Here is a 20255-nt window from a genome sequence, read left to right as displayed (position 1 = left end):
CCTTTGCGGGTGATATAGGCCCAAGGGCAAGGGCAGACAACCGAAGGGTGACACTATGGCAGTCGATGGAACAACAGCGCGCAATGCGGCGGTGACCCTGTTGGGGGCTGTGCTGGACGAAGGCGCGCAATTGAGCCAAGCGCTGGACGCGCCCGACAGCCCCATTGCGCCTTTGTCCCCATCAGACCGGGCGCGCGCGCAGCGGTTGGTTTTGACCACCTTGCGCCATATCGAACAGGCGGACCGGGTGCTGGCGCCCTATCTGCGCAAATCGCCGCCCGATTTTGTGCGCAATGCGCTGCGGCTGGCCGTGGTGGAAATGGCGGTGGACGGGGGTGCGGCGCATGGCGTGGTGAATGCAATGGTTGATATTGTGCGTCACGGCAACCGCACCGGGCATATGACCGGGCTGGTCAACGCCGTGCTGCGCAAAGTTGCGGCCACGCCAGACCCCTTTGTCAAACTGCCGCCGCAGCGCATGCCGCAATGGCTGCGCCAACCTTTGGTCCATCGCTGGGGCCGCGATGTTGTAGCCGCGATTGAGGCGGTGCAGGCGCAAGCCCCACCGCTGGACCTGACGCCGAAAACCAGCGTTGAAATTGAGGGGGCGGTGGCCCTGCCCACGGGCAGCCTGCGGATTGGGCAGTCTGTGCAAGTGTCCGCACTGCCGGGGTTTGCGACGGGCGATTGGTGGGTGCAAGATGCGGGCGCTGCAATGGCCGCGCGCCTGCTGGATGCGCAAAAAGGCGAGGTGGTGCTGGATTTATGCGCCGCACCGGGAGGCAAAACCCTGCAATTGGCGGCCACCGGGGCAAAGGTGACGGCAGTGGATATCTCCTCTCCGCGCCTTGCGCGCTTGCACGAAAACTTGGCGCGCACCGGGCTGACAGCGTCAATCATCGCCACGGATGCGCTGCATTGGGAACCGGGATATCTGTTTGACGCGGTGCTGCTGGATGCGCCCTGTTCGGCCACGGGCACGTTGCGCCGCCACCCCGATTTGCCGTTTTCCAAGGATGGCAGCGATGTGCCGCAACTGGTCGCGCTGCAAGCAGCACTGATCGACCGCGCGCTGGGGTTCTTGAAACCCGGTGGGCGGTTGGTGTTTTGCACATGTTCGCTGTTGGCAGAGGAAGGCGAGGACCAACTGACAGCCACCCTTGCCCGCCACCCGGCCCTGACGGTGGAACCACCAACCCTGCAAGGTATTGATCCTGCGTGGATAACACCCGATGGCGGTTTGCGCTTGCGCCCCGATTATTGGGCAGACATCGGCGGGATAGATGGGTTTTTCATGGCACGCTTGCGCACACCCGCCGCCTGACCCTTTGTTTTGCGGTGACAGCGCCCGCAGGGGGCGTTAAGGTTGTGGGAATATGACCCGCAATTGGGCCTGACGATCGAGTGGCAACCTGCATGAGGCACCTTGGCTTACCCGGATAAAGACGGGTTCGCGGCGCGTTTGACGCGTTGGCAGAACCGGTTGGCCGCTTGGCGGGCGCAGCGCAGTCATGCCGCAACGGGATTTGTGACCACCCCAGAACCGCGCAGCATTGGCCTGTTTGCACGGGGCAAACAGTTGACAGCTGGCAACTTTTTGCTGGCAGGGCATCTGATAGAGGCGTCCGGCAAATCCTTGTGGGATGCGCCCATCGACGCACCCGAATTTTGGGCGGAAGCGCATGGGTTTGGGTGGCTGGATGATCTGGCCGCTGTGGGCGACCCCATTGCACGCGCGCGCGCCCAAGATTGGACCTGGGATTGGATTGCGGCGTTTGCCACTGGGCGTGGGCCGGGTTGGACGCCAGATTTGACGGGTCGGCGGCTGATCCGTTGGATCAACCATGCGATATTTTTGATGAATGGCCGCGATTCGGTGCAAACCCGGCAATATTTTGCGGCGATGTCGACGCAAACCATGTTTTTGTCGCGCCGCTGGCGGGCGTCAGCCCCCGGTTTGCGCCGATTTGAGGCGTTGACGGGGTTGATCTATGCTGGTCTTGCCTTGACCGGGATGGAACGGGTGGTGGCCCCCGCGGTGGCCGCATTGGCCCGCGAATGTGAGGCAGAAGTGGACGCAGATGGCGGCCTGCCCAGCCGCAACCCCGAAGAATTGCTAGAGGTTTTTACCCTGCTAACCTGGGCCGCGCAAGCGCTGGGTGAGGCGGGGCAAGTGGTGCCCCAAGCGCACCGCGCCGCGATTGAACGCATTGCCCCCACCCTGCGCAGCTTGCGCCATGCCGATGGGGCGTTGGCGCGATTTCATGGCGGCGGGCGCGGAATGGACGGGCGGTTGGACCATGCGCTGGCCGCATCGGGCGTGCGCGCGGCCCCCGGCAGCGGCCCTGCGATGGGGTTTTTGCGGCTGGGCGGCGGGCGCACCACGGTGATTGTTGATGCCACCGACCCACCCGCCGGACCTGCGGGCGCATCGGCACATGCATCGACATTGGCGTTTGAAATGACGTCGGGGCGCAGACCCGTGATTGTGAACTGCGGATCGGGCGCGCCGTTTGGCCCCGAATGGCACCGCGCGGGCCGTGCCACCCCCAGCCATTCAACCCTGACGGTGGAAGGGTATTCCTCCAGCCGGTTGACCCAAAGCGCCCCCGAGGTGATGGCAGACCGCGCCCATGTCACCCAAACGCGCCCCACCGAAACCGCCGATGGCCACGCGCTGCGGCTGGCGCATAATGGTTGGATTGCAACGCATGGGTTGACCCATTCCCGGCTGCTGATCTTGTCGCATGACGGGCGGCATTTGGGCGGCCAAGATGAATTGCGCGCCGTATCGGCCGAAGATCGCGCCCGCCTGACCGCCGTCATGGCCCGCAAAGGGGCTGCGCAAATCCGGTTCGCCATTCGGTTTCACCTGCATCCCGATGTCGATGCCGCGATTGATATGGGCGGCAATGCCGTGTCGCTGGCCCTGAAAAGCGGCGAGATTTGGATTTTCCGCCATTCCGGCGCACAAGGGTTGTCGGTGGAACCCTCGGTTTATCTGGAAAAAGGGCGGATCAACCCGCGCGCGAGCAAACAAATCGTACTTTCCGGCCATGTGGACAGTTTGGACGCTGTGATTGGCTGGACCTTGGCCAAAGCACAGGATACTCCGCTGGCCATCCGCGATGTGGAACGTGACGACGTTTCATCTTGACCTGAACGCTGCCAAAAGGACTTGCCCATGCCCGCCGATCGCTTGCCCGCCGATATTGTCCATGTAAAACGCGCTTTGCTGTCGGTGTCTGACAAAACTGGGTTGATCGACCTTGCCCGCACGCTGGCGGCGATGGGGGTGGAGCTGTTGTCGACGGGGGGGTCTGCGGGGACATTGCGCCAAGCGGGGCTGACAGTTGTTGATGTGGCCGATGTCACGGGGTTTCCCGAAATGATGGACGGGCGGGTGAAAACCCTGCATCCGAATGTGCATGGTGGGTTGCTGGCGTTGCGCGATGATGCGGGTCATGTCGCGGCGATGCAGGCGCATGGGATTGCGCCAATCGACCTGTTGGTGGTGAACCTGTATCCGTTTGAAGCGACCGTGGCAAAAGGTGCCGATTATGACACCTGCATCGAGAACATCGACATTGGCGGGCCCGCGATGATCCGCGCGGCGTCCAAAAACCACCGTTTTGTCAATGTGGTGACCGACCCCGAGGATTATGCGGCGCTGTTGGCGGAGTTGGGGACGCATGATGGCGCAACCAGCTATGGGTTTCGGCAGGGATTGGCGCAAACGGCCTATGCACGCACGGCGGCTTATGATGCCGCGGTGTCAAATTGGATGGCGGGCGCGCTGAATGTGGTCGCCCCGCGCCGCCGCGCCTTTGCGGGCACTTTGGCGCAAACATTGCGATACGGCGAAAACCCGCATCAACGCGCGGCGTTTTACACCGATGGCAGCGCGCGGCCCGGTGTGGCCACCGCCAAGCAATGGCAGGGCAAGGAGCTGTCGTATAACAACATCAACGACACGGATGCCGCGTTTGAACTGGTCGCCGAATTTGCGGGCAAAGGGCCTGCAGTGGCGATTATCAAACACGCCAACCCCTGCGGTGTGGCGCTGGGTGCGACATTGGCCGAGGCGTATGGGCGTGCGTTTGATTGCGACCGCACATCGGCGTTCGGCGGGATTATCGCGTTGAACCAAACGCTTGACGGGCCAACGGCAGAGCGGATTGTCGAGATTTTTACCGAAGTGGTGATTGCGCCCGATGCCGATGACGCCGCGCGCGCGGTGTTTGCGGGCAAGAAAAACCTGCGGCTGCTGACCACGGGCACCTTACCGGATGCAGCCACGTTGGGGTTGGCATTTCGCCAAGTCGCGGGCGGGTTTTTGGTGCAAGACCGCGATGCGGCCAATGTGACGCTGGATGATTTGCGTGTGGTGACCAAACGCGCACCAACGGATGCCGAAATGCGCGATTTGTTGATGGCGTGGACGGTGGCGAAACATGTCAAATCCAACGCGATTATCTATGTCAAAGATGGCGCGACAGTGGGTGTGGGCGCAGGGCAAATGAGCCGCGTGGACAGCACCCGGATTGCGGCGCGCAAAGCGGATGATATGGCGCAAGCGATGGGGCTGGCGCAGCCGCTGACCATCGGGTCTGTGGTGGCGTCGGACGCGTTTTTCCCCTTTGCCGATGGGCTGATCACAGCGGCCGAGGCTGGGGCAACCGCGATCATCCAGCCCGGCGGGTCGATGCGCGATGATGAGGTGATTGCAGCGGCGGATGCGGCGGGCCTTGCGATGGTGTTCACCAATCAACGCCATTTCCGGCACTGATATGCGGATATTTTGGGCCGCTTTGGTGATTTTCGTGGCAGATCAGGTCAGCAAACTGGCGATCGTGTTTGGCCTGAACTTGCGCGAAATTGGGGATATGGATGTTTTTCCACCCTATTTGACGTTTCGCATGGCGTGGAACAAAGGCGTGAATTTTGGCCTGTTCGCGCATGATGCCGAAATTATGCGTTGGGTGCTGATCGCGGTGTCGCTGGTGATCACCGCTTGGGTATGGCGCTGGATTTCCAGCAGCAAACAGCCGAACATGGCACAGATTTCGGCGGGGATTTTGATTGGCGGTGCGTTGGGCAATGTGGTGGACCGGGTCGCTTATGGTGCGGTCGCCGACTTTTTGAACATGTCGTGTTGCGGGTTTGAAAACCCTTATGCGTTCAATGTGGCGGATATTGCGATCTTTGCCGGGGCGGCGGGCCTTGTTCTGTTTGCAAGCGATGCGAAAAGTAAAACGCGAAAGACCCCGTGACGCGCCGATTACTTTCGGATAAACAAAACGCAGTGATGTGAAGGAGGCGGAGATGCTTGCAGGAAAAGGAGCTTTGGCGGTTGCCGCGTTGGCGATGCTTGTGCTGACCGCCTGCGGCGGGGGTGAACCGCGCTTGATGAACGTGCAATCGTCGGGCAACGGGCCGGATGAATTCGCGATTCTGCCGCCCAAAGCATTGGAAATGCCCAAAGATTTGCAAACCCTGCCAGAGCCAACTCTGGGTGGCAGCAACCTGACAGACCCAACACCTGAGGCGGACGCCGTCGCAGCCCTTGGCGGTCGTTTGACCACAGGTGCAGGTATTCCTGCGGGGGATGGCGCGCTGGTAAACCATGCTGCGCGCTATGGCCGCAGCGCGTCGATCCGGCCCGACCTTGCCGCCGAAGATTTGGCGTTTCGCAGCGACAACAACGGCCGCATCTTGGAACGGTTGTTCAACGTGAACGTCTATTTCAAGGCATATCGCCGCCAATCCTTGAACCAGCAGGCCGAATTGCAGCGCTGGCGCAGCCGTGGCGCGCGGACCGTATCGGCCCCCCCCGCCCAAAATGGCGAGTAACGCGCAGCGCTTGATTGGTCACGTCATCGTCAAGATGGCTTGACCCCATGCGCGCGATGTCTAGGTGTAGGGCTGCACCGTTAAAAAAGGACTGCCGATGCCGCGCAACCTGTTCCTAACCCTTGGTTTTGGGGTGTTTTCGGCCTTTGTGTCTGGGCCTGTTCTGGCTGACACAGTCACCACATTCACCTTGGACAATGGGTTGCAAGCGGTGGTGATCGAAGATCATCGCGCCCCTGTGGCTACCCATATGCTGTGGTATAAAATCGGGTCCGCGGATGAACCGCGCGGCAAATCGGGCATTGCGCATTTCCTCGAACATTTGATGTTCAAAGGCACCGAAACCGTTGCCCCGGGTGAATTTTCTGCCGTGGTCGAGGCGCAGGGTGGCAATGACAACGCCTTTACCTTTTACGATTATACCGCTTATTTTCAACGGGTTGCTGCGGACCGCCTTGATCTGATGATGACAATGGAGGCGGACCGAATGCGCGGTTTGATCCTGTCCGAGGACAATGTGATCACCGAACGCGCCGTGATTGTCGAAGAACGCGCGCAGCGCACCGACAGCGACCCCGGCGCGCTGTTTGGCGAACAAACCCGCGCGGCGCAATATCTGAACCACCCTTACGGCACCCCCGTGATCGGCTGGAAACATGAGGCGGAGGCCCTGACCCGCGAGGATGCGCTGGCGTTTTACCGCCAGTTTTACGCCCCAAACAACGCGATTTTGATTGTCGCGGGCGATGTGGACCCCGCCGAGGTCAAGGCAATGGCCGAAAAACACTATGGCCCCGTGCCCGCCACGCCAGATCTGGCCCCCCGTCAACGCGTGATTGAACCGCCGCAATTGGCAGAACGCCGGTTGTCGATGGTCGATGCGCGCGTGGCCCAACCTTATGTCATCCGCACCTATCTGGCCCCCGAACGCGACGCGGGCGCACAGGAAAAGGCCGCCGCGCTGACTGTTTTGGCCGAATTGCTGGGCGGCAGCGGCACCACATCGGTTCTGGCGCGCGCTTTGCAGTTTGGCGATGCACCAAAGGCGGTTTACACCAGTGCGTTTTACGACGGAATGTCGCTCGATGTGTCCAGCTTTGGGTTTGTGGCGGTGCCGACACCCGACACCAGCTTGACCGAGGTGGAGGCGGCGGTGGACGGCGTGATCGCGCAATTCATGACCGATGGGGTGGATATGCAAGCGTTTGACCGCATCAAGCGCCAATTGCGAGCTGATGAAATCTATGCCCGCGACAATGTCGAAGGTTTGGCTCGGCTGTATGGCACGGCCCTTACAAGCGGGTTGACGGTGGAGGATGTGCAAGCTTGGCCGCAGATCTTGCAGGATGTCACGCCAGAGCAAGTGATGGCTGCCGCGCGCGATGTGTTTGATCGCAAAAATGCGGTGACAGGCTGGCTGCAACGCGTGGACGCCACAACGGCGGAGAGAGGGCAATGATGATGCGCTTTGTTTTTGCAGCGATTTTGGCGCTAAGCATGCCGATGGGCGCGCACGCCGCCTTGCCCATCCAATCCGTCACATCGCCGGGCGGTATCACGGCGTGGCTGGTGGAGGATCACGCGATCCCCTTTACCGCGCTGGAAATTCACCTGCGCGGCGGCACATCGTTGGACCCCGCCGACCAACGCGGGGTGATAAACCTAATGACCGCGCTGATTGAGGAAGGGGCCGGCGATCTGGATGCGCAAGGGTTTGCCAACGCCCGCGACGATCTGGCAGCGTCTTTCCGCTTTCAGGCAGGGACCGATAGCATCAATATCTCTGCCCGGTTTTTGACCGAAAACCAAGCACAGGCGGTGGATTTGCTGCATTTGGCACTGACCCAGCCCCAGTTTGATGCCGAAGCTGTGGAACGCGTGCGGGGCCAGGTTTTGGCCAACATTCGGTCATCGACCAAAGACCCCGAAACGATTGCATCGGACCGGTTTGACCGCTTGGCCTTTGGCACGCACCCTTACGGCAGTTCGGGCGACGGGACAGAGCAAAGCGTGGCAGGCTTGAGCCGCGATGATATTTTGGCGGCGTTCAAATCGGCGATCAACCGGGGCGACATCTATGTGGCGGCCACGGGCGATATTACGGCGGCCGATTTGGGTATTTTGCTGGACAGATTGCTGGGCGATTTGCCAACAACGGGCGCGCCTTTGCCCAAACGCGCCGATCTTGCGCTGAAACCCGGCGTCACGGTGGTTGAATTCCCCGGCCCGCAATCGGTGATTTATTTTGGCCATGACGGAATCAAACGCGATGATCCTGACTTTTTTCCAGCCTTTATATTGAACGAAATCTTGGGCGGGGGTCGGTTTTCGGCGCGGTTGATGACCGAAGTGCGGGATAAACGCGGGCTGACCTATGGCATCGGCACCTTTCTGTCGCCGATGGACCATGCCGAATTGATGTTGGGCCAGTTTTCCAGCGCCAACACCACGGCGGCCGAAGCGATTGAAATTGTGCGCAGCGAATGGCAGCGCGCCGCCACCAATGGGGTCACGGCAGAAGAGTTGGCAAAAACCAAGACCTATCTGACCGGCTCCTATCCCTTGCGGTTCAACGGAAATGCGCGGATTGCGCGGATTTTGGTGGGGATGCAGGCCGATGGGCTGACCATTGATTACGCCGACACCCGCAATGCCCAGATTGAGGCGGTGACGCTGGACGATATGGCGCGTGTGGCCAAGCGGTTGCTGCGCCCCGATGCGCTGCAGTTTGTGATCGTGGGCGCACCCGAGGGGCTGACATCCACCCCGTAAAAGCGGTGGATAACCCCGGCGATATGGTGGCACGATTGCCGGGATCATGCTAATGCTGGTGGTATGAACACCACTGGCCCCCATATAAGCGCGCCCGCGCGCCCGATCATCCGCCAATTGGATGAAGCCGCCATCAACCGCATCGCGGCGGGTGAGGTGGTGGAACGTCCCGCATCGGCGGTAAAGGAACTGGTGGAAAACGCGCTGGATGCAGGCGCGCGGCGCATCAGCGTTGATTACGCAGACGGCGGCAAAACCTTGATCCGCGTCACCGATGATGGCTGCGGGATGACCGCGCAGGATTTGCCGCTGGCCCTGTCGCGCCATGCCACGTCAAAAATCGACGGCAGCGATTTGCTGAACATCCATTCCTTTGGGTTTCGTGGTGAGGCACTGCCTTCACTGGGCGCGGTTGGGCGTTTGACCATCACATCGCGCACGGCGGACAGTGACGCGATGATGATCGCCGTTTCGGGCGGACGGACGGAGGCGCTGCGCCCGGCGGCGTTGACCGTTGGTACCGTGGTGGAGCTGCGCGATCTGTTTTACGCGACGCCTGCGCGGTTGAAATTCATGCGATCCGACCGCGCCGAGGCGATGGCGATTGCCGAAGTGATCAAACGCTTGACGTTGGCAGAACCGGAGGTGGGGTTCACCCTGCGCGATGTGTCGGGTGGTGAAGCGCGGGTGATGTTTCGTGCCGACCCCGTGTCGGGCGATTTTTTTGATGCGCTGCGGGGACGTGTTTCCACCGTGTTGGGCCGCGATTTTGCCGATAACGCTTTGGCGATTGACGCCCCGCGCGACGGGTTGCGGCTGGTCGGATATGCCGCCTTGCCCACCTATTCGCGCGGATCATCGGCCGCGCAATACCTGTTTGTGAATGGTCGCCCGGTGCAGGACCGCCAGCTGTTTGGCGCGTTGCGGGCAGCATACATGGACGTGCTTGGCCGCGATCGGCATCCGGCGGCAGTTTTGAACGTGGAATGTGACCCGCAATGGGTGGATGTTAACGTACACCCCGCGAAATCTGAAGTGCGGTTTCGCGACCCGGCACTGGTGCGCGCGCTGATCGTGTCGTCCTTGCGCCACGCGCTGGCCGAGGCGGGGCACCGTGCATCATCCACAGTGGGCGCAGAAACGCTGGGTGCATTTCAAGCGGAAGCCGGTGGGCCTGCGCGCGTTTATCAAATGGACCGCCCATCGGCGGGCGCGATTTCGCGCGGCTTCGCGTTGCAAGCGCCTATGGGATTTGCCGAGGCCCCTTCTGCCCGATTTGACGCGCCTTTGCCAACGGCAGATGTGTCGCGCCCTTTGGGGGCTGCCCGCGCACAGGTGCATGAAAATTACATCATCGCGCAAACTGCAGATGGTATGGTGATTGTGGACCAGCACGCGGCGCATGAACGGCTGGTGTATGAACGGCTAAAAGCGCAGCGTGACGGGGCTGGCATTGCGGCCCAAGCGCTGTTGATCCCTGATATTATTGAATTTTCCGCCAATGACTGCGCCCGCCTTTTGGATGCCGCAAGCGACCTTGCCGCCCTTGGTTTGGTGATTGAGGCGTTTGGCGGCAGTGCCATTGCCGTGCGCGAAACGCCGGCGATTTTGGGCCGCGTGGATGCCGCCGCCCTGCTGCGCGATATTTTGGATGACCTTGCAGATTTGGGCAGTTCGGACCGATTGCAAGCGCGCATGGACGCGGTTTTGTCGCGCATGGCCTGCCACGGGTCTGTCCGTTCTGGCCGCCAAATGCGCCCCGAAGAGATGAACGCCCTGCTGCGAGAGATGGAGGCGACGCCACTGTCGGGCCAATGCAACCACGGACGCCCGACCTATGTGGAGCTGAAACTGGCAGATATTGAAAAGCTGTTTGGCCGCAGATGATTGAAATCGCTGGGCAAACCTATGTTTGGAATGATCCGCTGGTCCTGATTGTTGCGGGTGTGGCGCTGGTGGTGCTGGGATTTTTCCTGCTTATTCTGCGGGCGGCCGGGCAGTCGGCGCGCGCGGCGGAACCGTTGATGCGCGAAATGGGGTGGCTGGGCCAGCGCGTGCAGCATTTATCCGAAGGGCAGGAACGGCTGGCAGGCGGGTTGCACCATGTGTCCGAAACCCAAACTCATTCGCAAACCGCGATGCTGCAACTGATGGAACAGCGGTTGATGGAGGTGCAGCGCGGCATGACTGAAAGCCTGCATGGCACATCAACCCGCACCGCGCGCAGCCTTGGGGCGTTGCATGAACGGCTGGAAACCATCGACAAGGCGCAGGCAAATATTGAAAAACTGTCGGGCAACGTGTTGGGCTTGCAGGATATTTTGTCGAACAAACAAACCCGCGGCGCGTTTGGCGAAATCCAGCTGAATGATATTGTCCACAAGGCGCTGCCGCCCGATGCCTATACGATGCAGGCCACCTTATCCAACGGGCGCAGGGCGGATTGCCTGATCCACCTGCCCAATCCGCCCGGCCCGATCGTAATCGACAGCAAATTCCCGCTGGAGGCGTATGAGGCGCTGCGCCGCGCCAAAACCCCGCTGGACATGGCCGAGGCGGCGCGCCAAATGCGAGTTTCGGTGCGCGCCCATATTAAAGCCATATCCGAGAAATATATTCTGGAGGGGGAAACAGCCGATGGCGCGCTGATGTTTCTACCATCCGAGGCGGTATATGCGGAATTGCACGCCAATTTCCCGGAACTGGTGCGCGACGGGTTTGACGCAAAGGTGTGGATCGTGTCGCCAACCACCTGCATGGCCACGCTGAACACCATGCGCGCCGTGCTGAAAGATGCACGGATGCGTGAACAGGCGGGAGCAATCCGCGCGACCTTGCGCCTGTTGCACCGCGATGTGGAGCTGGTGGTGGAACGGGTGGAGCGGTTGAACACCCATTTCAACCAAGCGCGCGCCGATTTGGACGGCATCGGCACCGCCGCCGAACGCGCTGGCAAACGCGCGGCGCGGTTGGATAATTTTGATTTTGAAGATCTGTCGCCCGATCTGCCCCCCAGCCCGGATTTGATCGCCGGGCGGGCTGCACAATGACTCGCCACCTTTCGCGGGCCGATTATGTTGACATGCCTTGGGCCAATGGGCGCGGGACAACTGTAGAAATGCTGCGCCATGATGCGGGTGGGCGGATGCTGTGGCGGTTTTCTATGGCCACGGTGGCCGAGGCGGGGCCATTTTCGCAATTCCCTGATATTGAACGAAATTTAACGGTGATTTCGGGGCCGGGCTTTGACCTTGCTGGGGGCGCACACCTGCGCGCAAACCTGTTGCAGCCTGTGGCCTTTGCGGGCGACATCGCTTTGCGCGCCCAGAATGTGGCCGGTGTTTCGGTGGACTTCAACGTGATGACCCACCGCAGCTTGCCGTTGCCGCATGTGCAATTGATCGAAAACACACCGATTGCAGCGCGCCCGGGTGCCACTTTGTGCCTGTTCGCCTTGGACGACCTGCGGTTTGGCGACACCCTAATGGCGTGCCATGACCTGCTGTGGGATGCGCCAAATGGCATCCCCTTGGGCACGCGCGCTTTGGCAATTCACCTGTTCACGAACCCGACGTAACCGCCGTTAATGCTTGGCACCCCAGCTTACGGAGGCGTGTTTGCGCGTGAAGCTTTCCAACATCAGGCCAATCACGAACAGCACCAATGTGACCTTTATCGGGTACATATAATTGCTGTAATGCGGGTGATAATTCAGAAAAATAAAACCGCGCCCTTGGTCAATCGTGTGAAACAGCGGGTTCCAATCGAACATCGACAGTTTGTGGGTGGGCATGGTGTTGGCGACAAACATCTTACCGCTCGCGATCATATTGGCGCGCTGATACAGCTGCGAAATGATACCCACCGCGTCGGGGGCCCAAGGTTTCATCGCCAAAACGATGGTGCCAATCGCGGCCCCACTGCTCCACGACAAAATAAGCATCCCCAATGCGCCGGGCAGATCATGGATGCTGATGGGCACAAAAGCGGCGTGATAGATGTACAAAACCACCGTGGCCGACAAAACCTGCGTATAAAGTGCCGCCAATGCCGCCGAGGTGATCGCCACAAACGTGTTCATTGGCGCGTGTTTCATCATTGCAGATGTGGGTCCATCACAGCCCGCAACAGCACCCAAGGATTTGACATGCGTCATGAACATGAAAATGCCCGACATCACATACAGCAAAAAGTCGCCCCGGATTGCAGAACCGCGCATGCCAAGCAGGCTGAACATTAGAAAAAACACCGCGACCAGCATCACGGTTTGCACAATGTTCAACAACAACCCAATCACCGGATTACCATGATTTTTGCGCACATTTCGCACGGACGCATGGAACACCAGTTCCAGCATCCCAAAAGCGGTGCGGGTCGGGGTTCGCCGGGGGGCGCTTTGGAACATCGTTACCCTACCTTTGCTCTCGGGCTGCCGCCTTGATACACGGGAAATATTGCCGATCTGTTAAGTTCTTATGATAAAGGAATGTCAACTTAGAGGCAATGATGCCGAAAGCCCGCTGATCGGAGAGAATTATGGACTATGCCCCCCTTGTGTCGCTGATGCGCAAACTGGTCTTGGACGCTGGCGACAAGATTATGGAGGTTTATGCCGCCCCCGATTTTGACGTGCGCGCAAAATCGGACGCAAGCCCGGTTACCGAAGCCGATGAGGCCGCAGATGCGATCATTTCCGCCGGATTGCGCGCCGCCTATCCAAACGTGACCTTGATCACCGAGGAGCAGGCGGACAGTCACAGCCTGCAAGCCAGCACATTCCTGATCGTGGATCCTTTGGATGGCACCAAGGAATTTGTGCAACGGCGCGGCGATTTTACGGTGAATATTGCCTATGTTGAAAACGGCGTGCCTGTGCGTGGCGTGGTTTATGCGCCCGCAAAGGGGCGGTTGTTTTACACCCGCGCGGATGGCCAAGCAATTGAAGAGACTGGTGATTTCCTTAAAGATCAAGCTGGCCCCTGCCATGAAATCAAAGTGTCGCAGCCCGATAACGCCGCCCTAATGGTGGTCGCGTCGAAATCGCACCGCGATGCGGCAACGGATGCCTATATCGGCAAATATGCGGTGCGCGACATGACATCGGCTGGCAGCAGTTTGAAGTTTTGCTTGGTCGCTACGGGCGAGGCGGATTTGTACCCCCGGTTGGGTCGCACGATGGAATGGGACACGGCGGCGGGCGATGCGGTGTTGCGCGGGGCGGGGGGGCATGTGGTGCATTTTGAAACCCACGAACCTTTGGCTTACGGCAAACCCGGCTGGGCCAATCCGTTTTTCATCGCTTACGCCCCCGGCGTTGCCCTGAAGACATGACCCCCCCCCCCGCCAGTTTAATTATCGTCAGCCGCCACCGTACGGCGGCATTGATGCGGGCGCTGGCGGGGGTGGTACAGCTGGATCACCCCGCGTTTGAGGTGATTGTGGTCGCGGACCCCGTCGCGGTTGCGGCGGTTCAAGCCCTTGGTTATCCTATCAAAACCGTCATTTATGATGAGGCGAATATATCCGCCGCGCGCAACCTTGGCTTGGCGCTGGCCGCAGCCCTTGTGGTGGCGTTTTTGGACGATGATGCTGTGCCCGAACCAACATGGCTGCAGCGATTGGTCGCGCCTTTTGCCGATCCGCGCGTCACGGCGGCGGGTGGGTTTGTGCTGGGGCGGTCGGGGCTGGCATGGCAATGGCGCGCGGCGTGGGTTGATGCAGATGGGTTTGACCATCCGTTTGCGGCGGGGCCGTCCCCCAGCTTGCACCCCGGCACCCCCCGCCGCGCAATAAAGACACAAGGCACCAACTGCGCCTTTCGCCGCGAAGATTTGCTGGCAATTGGCGGGTTTGACGCAGGGTATAGGTTTTATCTGGATGAGGCGGACGTGAACCTGCGCCTTGCCGCGCACGGCGCAGGGCGCGGGGACCTGACTGCGGTGGTGCCGGATGCGGTGGTCCATCACGGGTTTGCGGCATCGGCGCGCCGGCGGGCGGACCGCGTGCCCCGTGATTTGGTTGAAATTGGCCGCAGCCTTGCCCGCTTTGCTGCAAATCATGGCGCAGATGCAACTGCACTGCCGCGCCATATCGCGCAGCAACGCGCGCGCTTGATCCGCCACATGGTCGGCGGCGCCATTGAACCTGCAGATGTCCACCGCATTTTGGCAAGCTTGCACGCAGGGCTGGCCGCGGACCAAACGCAGCCCTCTGCCCCCACGCCCATCCTTGCCACCCCGCCCCCTTTTTCCCCGTTACCAAAGACCGGGCCGCGCAGCGGTTGCGTGCTGTTTGGCACCGCAGCCCAGCGCCACGATCTGGCCGCAGCCGCACAGCGCGCCCGGGCCGAAGGGAAAATTGTCACCGTCATCATGTTGTCGCGCGGCGTGCGTGCCCACCAGCATCAGTTCACCGATGGCGGCTATTGGCAGCAAAACGGGGGGCGTTTTGGTCGGGCGTTTCGCTGTGCAGCGCGATTTGTGTGGCTGCCCGCGCCGGAACGGCTAAAGCGTGAATTGGCCCGCTTGTCTAAATACCGGCCCGTGTAGGCAATCAAACCTTCCAACACTGTTTGCTATGGCTGATCTGTCATCGGCACGGCATTGCCAATTGTTTCCGATTCGCCAGTATATTGCCAAAATTTCACCCCAATTAGATGTAATAGCTGTAACCGAGGTGTAAGGTCGCATGAACGAGTGTCTCCTTCGATTAAACTATAGTTAGGTGTGCCAAGATGAAGATCAAAAAAATCACAAAGGCTGTTTTTCCGGTTGCAGGCATGGGAACGCGTTTTCTTCCTGCGACGAAATCCATTCCAAAAGAAATCATGACCTTGGTGGATCGCCCCTTGATCCAATATGCAATTGATGAAGCGCGGGCGGCGGGCATCAAGGAATTTATCTTTGTCACCTCACGCGGAAAATCAGCGTTGGAGGATTATTTTGACATCGCACCAGAGCTGGAATCGACCCTGCGCAAAGCGGGCAAAAAAGAGCTTTTGGAGGTGTTGAAAGACACCAACATGGACAGCGGCGCCATCGCCTATGTCCGCCAAAACCGCCCGATGGGTCTGGGCCATGCCGTTTGGTGTGCCCGCCGCTTGATCGGCAACGAACCTTTTGCCGTCTTGCTGCCCGATGACGTGATCGCAGCCGAAAAACCCTGTTTGCAGCAAATGGTAGAGGCATATGCCGAAACTGGCGGCAACATGGTCGCCACGATGGAGGTCGCCCCCGAAAAGGCCAGCGCTTACGGCGTCTTGGACGTGGCCGAGGATATGGGGTCGATCGTGCGCGCCAAAGGTATGGTGGAAAAGCCAAAGGCCGAAGATGCGCCATCAAACCTTGCGGTGATCGGGCGTTATATCTTGTCACCCCAAGTATTGACCAACCTGAACCAGATGAAGCAGGGCGCAGGTGGCGAAATCCAGTTGACCGATGCTATCGCGCAGGAAATTGGCGGCAAAGAGGCGGTTTACGGCTATCGCTTTCGTGGTAAGCGCTATGATTGCGGGTCTAAAGCGGGGTTTTTGCAGGCCACCGTGGCCTTTGCACTGGCCCGGCCCGACCTGCAGTCGGAATTCAGCGACTACCTGCACGACGTGATCGCGCAGCAAAAGGCGGCGCAGTAAACCATGCTTGCCCCCACCCGGCTGCCCCCTGCGGCCCGGTTGCTTGACCTGACCCGGCTGTTGTCGCGGCTGGGCAAAGGGCAACCGACCGGGGTAGACCGGGTGGAGGCTGCCTATTTGGCGCATCTGTTGGCGCATCCCTGCCCCTGCTTTGCGCTGTTGCGCAGCAAGATGGGGTTTTTGCTGTTGGGCCGTCCCGGCATGCAGGCGTTTTCTGGCCTAATGTCGGGGCAAATCCCCCTGCCGCCTGCCGATATGCTGTCGCGCCTTACCCGGCGCCGCGACCCCATTTTGGCGCGCGCGGAAACTGCCCTGCGCCGTCTTGCCATCGCGCGTGCCCTGCCGCACCGCTTGGGGCACATGATGCGGGCCCATCTGCCGCGCGGGGTGTCATATCTGAACACAGGCCACGCCAACCTGTCCCACAAAACCCTTGCCACGATCAAATCCAGCGGCGCGCAAGTGTCCGTGCTGCTTCATGATACCATCCCGCTGGACCATCCTGAATATACCCGCGCAAGCACAATCGCGGGGTTTGACGCAAAGCTGGCTGCAACGGCGGCCCATGCCGATCTGGTGATCCATTCTGCCGCCGTGACCCGCCACCAAACCGAAACCCATCTGGCCCGCCACGGTCGCATCCCGCCGGGGGTTGTCGCATCTTTGGGCCTAACCGCGCTGCACCCCACCACCCTGCCGCCCCGCGCCAAACCCTATTTCGTGACCCTTGGCACCATCGAGCCGCGCAAAAACCACGGCTTTTTGCTGGATCTGTGGGACCAAATGCACCGCACCATGCCCGGCGCCGATATCCCCGATTTGCTGATACTGGGCCGTCGTGGCTGGGAAAACGCGGCGGTGTTTGCGCGACTCGACGCCCTGCACCGCCATGACCAAACCGTGTTTGAACTGCCAAACCTGCCCGATGATCACGTCGCAGGCCTGCTGCAAAACGCCAGCGCGCTGCTGTTTCCCAGCCATGTCGAAGGGTTCGGACTGCCCCCGTTGGAGGCCGCAAGCCTTGGTGTAGCGGTTATTCTGCCACCTTTGCCAATTTATCGTGAAACATTGGGCGATTACCCCGTTTACGCAAGCCTAGAGGACAGTTATTCTTGGTTGGAAACAATCATCCGGCTAACGGATGGAAAGAGTGCGCAAGACAGGCAAGAAAAGAGGGCGTTGCGGTTGCCGCAATGGGCGGATCATTTCAACACAGTGTTAAACCTTGCCTGATAGTGGTTAGCCAGTGGACAGTGCTGCGCCAAAAGGTGGGACGGCTTTATGGAAAGTAACGTGTGAGCATATTTTCACGATATCGGCTTCGGCTTGCGCGCAAACGCTGGCTGTTTCGCGCCTTCCGCAAGCGGATGGAGCTGAAAGCCGTTGCCAATCGCACAAGGGCGATCAAAAAGGCCGATATCCTGTTGTTTTCCACGCTGCGCAACGAACGCGTGCGCCTGCCTTTCTTTTTGAAATATTATCGCGACCTGGGCATCAACCATTTCTTGATCGTGGACAATGGCAGCGATGACGGCTCGCTTGAATATCTCCAAGATCAAAAAGATGTCTCGGTTTGGCACAGTAAACACAGCTACAAGCGGTCCCGCTTTGGGGTTGATTGGCTGAACTGGCTGCAAATGCGCTATGGCCATGACCATTGGACGCTGGTTGTCGACCCGGATGAGTTTTTCATCTATCCGTTTGCCGATACGCGCCCATTGCGTGCGCTGACCGATTGGCTGGATGCGTCATCCATCAAATCGTTTTCGGCGATGCTGTTGGATATGTACCCCAAAGGCCCGATTGGCGCGCAACCCTACCGCGAAGGGCAGGACCCTTTTGAAATTGCCCAGTGGTTTGACAGCGGCAATTACAGCATCACGCGCAACCCCAAATATGGCAACCTGTGGATACAAGGTGGCCCCCGCGCCCGCATGTTTTTCCCCGATAAACCGGAACGCGCGCCTGCGCTGAACAAAACGCCTTTGGTCAAATGGAGCCGCCGCTACGCCTATGCCTCCTCCACGCATATGCTGCTGCCGCGCGGCCTTAACCTTGTCTATGACGAATGGGGCGGGGAAAAGGCCAGCGGCTGCCTGCTGCATGCCAAATTCCTTGATACCTTCGCCGCCAAGGCGGAGGAGGAGATGAGTCGCGGCCAGCATTACGCCAACAGCCATGAATACAAAGCCTACAAAGCCGCGATGAACGACAGCCCCGATATGTGGTGCAAATGGTCTGAAAAATACATCAACTGGCGCCAACTGGAAATTTTGGGCCTGATGTCCAAAGGTAACTGGGCATGAGCGTTGGCATCGTGATGCTGTGTCACACAGCACTGGACCGTGCAGCACAGGTGGCGCGCCATTGGGTGGAACGCGATTGCCCCGTGGTCATTCATGTCGACCAGCGCGTTTGCAAAGCCGATTTTGACATGCTGCAAAAAGCGCTGGCTGACCTGCCCGATGTGCGGTTTTCCGGTCGGTTTGCCTGCGAATGGGGCACTTGGGGCATCGTGGCCGCAACCCAAGGGGCCGCCAGTATTTTGTTGCGGGATTTTCCCGGCGTGCGCCATGTCTATCTTGCATCCGGGTCCTGCTTGCCGCTGCGCCCCGTCCGTGAACTCATCGCTTATCTTGAGGAACGTCCCCGCACGGATTTCATCGAATCTGTCACCACCGCCGATGTCGGCTGGACCGTTGGCGGTTTGGATGTCGAACGCTTTACCCTGCGGTTTCCCTTTTCGTGGCGCAAACAACGCCGTTTGTTTGATGGTTATGTCCGGCTGCAACGCCTGATTCGCTTCAAACGCCGCGTGCCCCCCGGCGTTGTGCCACATTTGGGCAGCCAATGGTGGTGTCTGACCCGTCAAACCCTCTCCGCCATTCTCGAGGATCCGGAGCGGGCCGAGATTGACCGCTATTTCCGCCGGGTGTGGATCCCGGACGAATCCTATTTCCAAACCCTGGTGCGCCGCTATTCCGCCAATGTGGAAAGTCGGTCCCTGACCCTGTCCAAATTCGATTTTCAGGGCAAACCGCATATTTTCTATGATGATCACCTGCAGCTTTTGCGGCGGTCCGATTGCTTTGTTGCCCGCAAAATCTGGCCCAATGCGAAAAAATTGTACCGTGTTTTCATGACCAAAGAGGGGGAAGGCCAAGCCGCCGCCGAACCCCACCCCGGCAAAATTGACCGCTTGTTTTCCAAAGCGGTGGAGCGGCGCACCAAAGGCCGGTCCGGCCTTTACATGCAAAGCCGCTTCCCGAATGAAGATTGGGAAAATGGCAAAAGTGCATCACCCTATTCCGTGTTCGAAGGGTTTGCGGAACTGTTTGAAAATTTTGAACCGTGGCTGGGCAAAATGACCGGCACGCGGGTGCATGGCCATTTATTTTCGTTAGAACGAGTGGAATATTCCGGCGGTGAAACCATTTATAACGGGGCTATGTCCAATTCGGCGGCGTTGCGCGACTATAACCCCAAAAGTTTTCTGGCCAATTTGCTGTGGAACACGCGCGGTGAACGCCAATGTTTCCAATTTGGCCCCGCCGATAACCAAGAAATAAACTGGCAATTGGGCAGCGACCCGAACGCCACGATCTCTGTGATTTCAGGTGCTTGGGCCGTGCCTTTGTTCCGGTCCAACCTCAATTTCTCTGAAATCCGGCAAGAGGCGGCGCGCCTGCAACGGCTGGAACAGGAACATTTATTGGTGCTGCGCAGCCCGTGGACAAAGGCGCGCTGCCGGATTTGGAACCTTGCCGAATTTGTCGAAAACCCGATGGAGCCTTTGCAAACCATCGTCGATGAAATCAGCCCCCGCGCCCTGCGCCGCTTGACCGAGGCACCGCGCATGGCCGACCTGAAGGGTTTTGGTCAATTCTTGCAAAACCTGCGCAATCAAGGCATGCAACCGATGCTGATGGGCGATTTTCCGGTGGATGATAACCTACAACAAAACGCCGCCCGCAAAGGCCGGCCCTATTTGGTAAAATAG

Annotated in this window: 17 protein-coding genes; 16 read left to right on the top strand and 1 reads right to left on the bottom strand. The window is 59.6% G+C overall.

Annotated features, from left to right (window positions below; all coding sequences use genetic code 11):
- The first annotated feature begins 55 nt into the window (after window positions 1-55).
- From BMY36_RS07580 to BMY36_RS07535, 10 genes are all read left to right on the top strand, one after another.
- Entirely contained in the window at window positions 56-1324 is a 1269-nt protein-coding gene (locus BMY36_RS07580) for an RsmB/NOP family class I SAM-dependent RNA methyltransferase (RefSeq protein WP_050519609.1), read from the top strand.
- 102 nt (window positions 1325-1426) lie between these two features.
- The gene (locus BMY36_RS07575) at window positions 1427-3157 is read left to right on the top strand and encodes a heparinase II/III family protein (protein ID WP_050519608.1); all 1731 of its coding nucleotides are present in this window, start codon (window positions 1427-1429) and stop codon (window positions 3155-3157) included.
- A 27-nt stretch (window positions 3158-3184) separates the two neighbouring features.
- Window positions 3185-4789 carry a bifunctional phosphoribosylaminoimidazolecarboxamide formyltransferase/IMP cyclohydrolase gene (purH, locus tag BMY36_RS07570; protein WP_050519607.1) on the top strand — a complete coding sequence of 535 codons (1605 nt, stop codon included), beginning with the start codon at window positions 3185-3187 and terminating at the stop codon, window positions 4787-4789.
- Between the two features lies 1 nt (window position 4790).
- Window positions 4791-5273, top strand: a complete 483-nt coding sequence (lspA, locus tag BMY36_RS07565) for a signal peptidase II (RefSeq protein WP_050519606.1) — start codon at window positions 4791-4793, stop codon at window positions 5271-5273.
- A 52-nt stretch (window positions 5274-5325) separates the two neighbouring features.
- A complete protein-coding gene (locus BMY36_RS07560; protein WP_050519657.1) occupies window positions 5326-5853 on the top strand; it encodes a DUF3035 domain-containing protein in 528 nt (175 codons plus the stop codon).
- A 97-nt stretch (window positions 5854-5950) separates the two neighbouring features.
- On the top strand, window positions 5951-7312 hold the full coding sequence (locus BMY36_RS07555; protein WP_050519605.1) for a M16 family metallopeptidase: 1362 nt from the start codon (window positions 5951-5953) through the stop codon (window positions 7310-7312).
- The gene (locus BMY36_RS07550; protein WP_414811681.1) at window positions 7312-8625 is read left to right on the top strand and encodes a M16 family metallopeptidase; all 1314 of its coding nucleotides are present in this window, start codon (window positions 7312-7314) and stop codon (window positions 8623-8625) included. Before BMY36_RS07555 ends, BMY36_RS07550 begins: the two co-directional genes overlap by 1 nt.
- A 63-nt stretch (window positions 8626-8688) precedes the next feature.
- Window positions 8689-10512: a DNA mismatch repair endonuclease MutL gene (mutL, locus tag BMY36_RS07545; RefSeq protein WP_050519604.1), complete on the top strand. Its 1824-nt coding sequence runs from the start codon at window positions 8689-8691 to the stop codon at window positions 10510-10512.
- Entirely contained in the window at window positions 10509-11675 is a 1167-nt protein-coding gene (locus tag BMY36_RS07540; protein WP_050519603.1) for a DNA recombination protein RmuC, read from the top strand. Before mutL ends, BMY36_RS07540 begins: the two co-directional genes overlap by 4 nt.
- The gene (locus BMY36_RS07535; RefSeq protein WP_074818557.1) at window positions 11672-12202 is read left to right on the top strand and encodes a HutD/Ves family protein; all 531 of its coding nucleotides are present in this window, start codon (window positions 11672-11674) and stop codon (window positions 12200-12202) included. The genes BMY36_RS07540 and BMY36_RS07535 overlap by 4 nt, the downstream gene beginning before the upstream one ends.
- Before the next feature lie 6 nt (window positions 12203-12208).
- On the opposite strand, the gene BMY36_RS07530 is transcribed toward BMY36_RS07535, so the two are convergent.
- Window positions 12209-13030, bottom strand: a complete 822-nt coding sequence (locus BMY36_RS07530; RefSeq protein ID WP_050519601.1) for an ABC transporter permease — start codon at window positions 13028-13030, stop codon at window positions 12209-12211.
- Between the two features lie 131 nt (window positions 13031-13161).
- Between BMY36_RS07530 and cysQ the strand changes: the two genes are divergently transcribed.
- From cysQ to BMY36_RS07500, 6 genes are all read left to right on the top strand, one after another.
- On the top strand, window positions 13162-13956 hold the full coding sequence (cysQ, locus tag BMY36_RS07525) for a 3'(2'),5'-bisphosphate nucleotidase CysQ (RefSeq protein ID WP_050519600.1): 795 nt from the start codon (window positions 13162-13164) through the stop codon (window positions 13954-13956).
- Window positions 13953-15173 carry a glycosyltransferase family 2 protein gene (locus BMY36_RS07520; protein ID WP_050519599.1) on the top strand — a complete coding sequence of 407 codons (1221 nt, stop codon included), beginning with the start codon at window positions 13953-13955 and terminating at the stop codon, window positions 15171-15173. The genes cysQ and BMY36_RS07520 overlap by 4 nt, the downstream gene beginning before the upstream one ends.
- Before the next feature lie 185 nt (window positions 15174-15358).
- Window positions 15359-16255, top strand: coding sequence for a UTP--glucose-1-phosphate uridylyltransferase GalU (galU, locus tag BMY36_RS07515; RefSeq protein ID WP_050519598.1), 897 nt, complete (start codon window positions 15359-15361; stop codon window positions 16253-16255).
- A 3-nt stretch (window positions 16256-16258) separates the two neighbouring features.
- A complete protein-coding gene (locus BMY36_RS07510) occupies window positions 16259-17488 on the top strand; it encodes a glycosyltransferase (RefSeq protein ID WP_050519597.1) in 1230 nt (409 codons plus the stop codon).
- Between the two features lie 62 nt (window positions 17489-17550).
- The gene (locus tag BMY36_RS07505) at window positions 17551-18561 is read left to right on the top strand and encodes a glycosyltransferase family 2 protein (RefSeq protein WP_050519596.1); all 1011 of its coding nucleotides are present in this window, start codon (window positions 17551-17553) and stop codon (window positions 18559-18561) included.
- Window positions 18558-20255 carry a DUF5927 domain-containing protein gene (locus BMY36_RS07500; protein ID WP_050519595.1) on the top strand — a complete coding sequence of 566 codons (1698 nt, stop codon included), beginning with the start codon at window positions 18558-18560 and terminating at the stop codon, window positions 20253-20255. Before BMY36_RS07505 ends, BMY36_RS07500 begins: the two co-directional genes overlap by 4 nt.

The organism is Pseudorhodobacter antarcticus (assembly GCF_900110135.1).
GTDB lineage: Bacteria > Pseudomonadota > Alphaproteobacteria > Rhodobacterales > Rhodobacteraceae > Pseudorhodobacter > Pseudorhodobacter antarcticus.
Note: the sequence above shows the minus strand (reverse complement) of the source record. Positions and strands in the feature narration are given on the sequence as shown.

What these genes read in the sequence shown, in the direction of transcription:
- BMY36_RS07580 (WP_050519609.1), top strand. Translation starts at nt 56, where the DNA reads ATGGCAGTCGATGGAACAACAGCGCGCAATGCGGCGGTGACCCTGTTG.
- purH (WP_050519607.1), top strand. Translation starts at nt 3,185, where the DNA reads ATGCCCGCCGATCGCTTGCCCGCCGATATTGTCCATGTAAAACGCGCT.
- lspA (WP_050519606.1), top strand. Translation starts at nt 4,791, where the DNA reads ATGCGGATATTTTGGGCCGCTTTGGTGATTTTCGTGGCAGATCAGGTC.
- BMY36_RS07560 (WP_050519657.1), top strand. Translation starts at nt 5,326, where the DNA reads ATGCTTGCAGGAAAAGGAGCTTTGGCGGTTGCCGCGTTGGCGATGCTT.
- BMY36_RS07555 (WP_050519605.1), top strand. Translation starts at nt 5,951, where the DNA reads ATGCCGCGCAACCTGTTCCTAACCCTTGGTTTTGGGGTGTTTTCGGCC.
- BMY36_RS07550 (WP_414811681.1), top strand. Translation starts at nt 7,312, where the DNA reads ATGATGCGCTTTGTTTTTGCAGCGATTTTGGCGCTAAGCATGCCGATG.
- mutL (WP_050519604.1), top strand. Translation starts at nt 8,689, where the DNA reads ATGAACACCACTGGCCCCCATATAAGCGCGCCCGCGCGCCCGATCATC.
- BMY36_RS07540 (WP_050519603.1), top strand. Translation starts at nt 10,509, where the DNA reads ATGATTGAAATCGCTGGGCAAACCTATGTTTGGAATGATCCGCTGGTC.
- BMY36_RS07535 (WP_074818557.1), top strand. Translation starts at nt 11,672, where the DNA reads ATGACTCGCCACCTTTCGCGGGCCGATTATGTTGACATGCCTTGGGCC.
- BMY36_RS07530 (WP_050519601.1), bottom strand. Translation starts at nt 13,030, where the DNA reads ATGTTCCAAAGCGCCCCCCGGCGAACCCCGACCCGCACCGCTTTTGGG.
- cysQ (WP_050519600.1), top strand. Translation starts at nt 13,162, where the DNA reads ATGGACTATGCCCCCCTTGTGTCGCTGATGCGCAAACTGGTCTTGGAC.
- BMY36_RS07520 (WP_050519599.1), top strand. Translation starts at nt 13,953, where the DNA reads ATGACCCCCCCCCCCGCCAGTTTAATTATCGTCAGCCGCCACCGTACG.
- galU (WP_050519598.1), top strand. Translation starts at nt 15,359, where the DNA reads ATGAAGATCAAAAAAATCACAAAGGCTGTTTTTCCGGTTGCAGGCATG.
- BMY36_RS07510 (WP_050519597.1), top strand. Translation starts at nt 16,259, where the DNA reads ATGCTTGCCCCCACCCGGCTGCCCCCTGCGGCCCGGTTGCTTGACCTG.
- BMY36_RS07500 (WP_050519595.1), top strand. Translation starts at nt 18,558, where the DNA reads ATGAGCGTTGGCATCGTGATGCTGTGTCACACAGCACTGGACCGTGCA.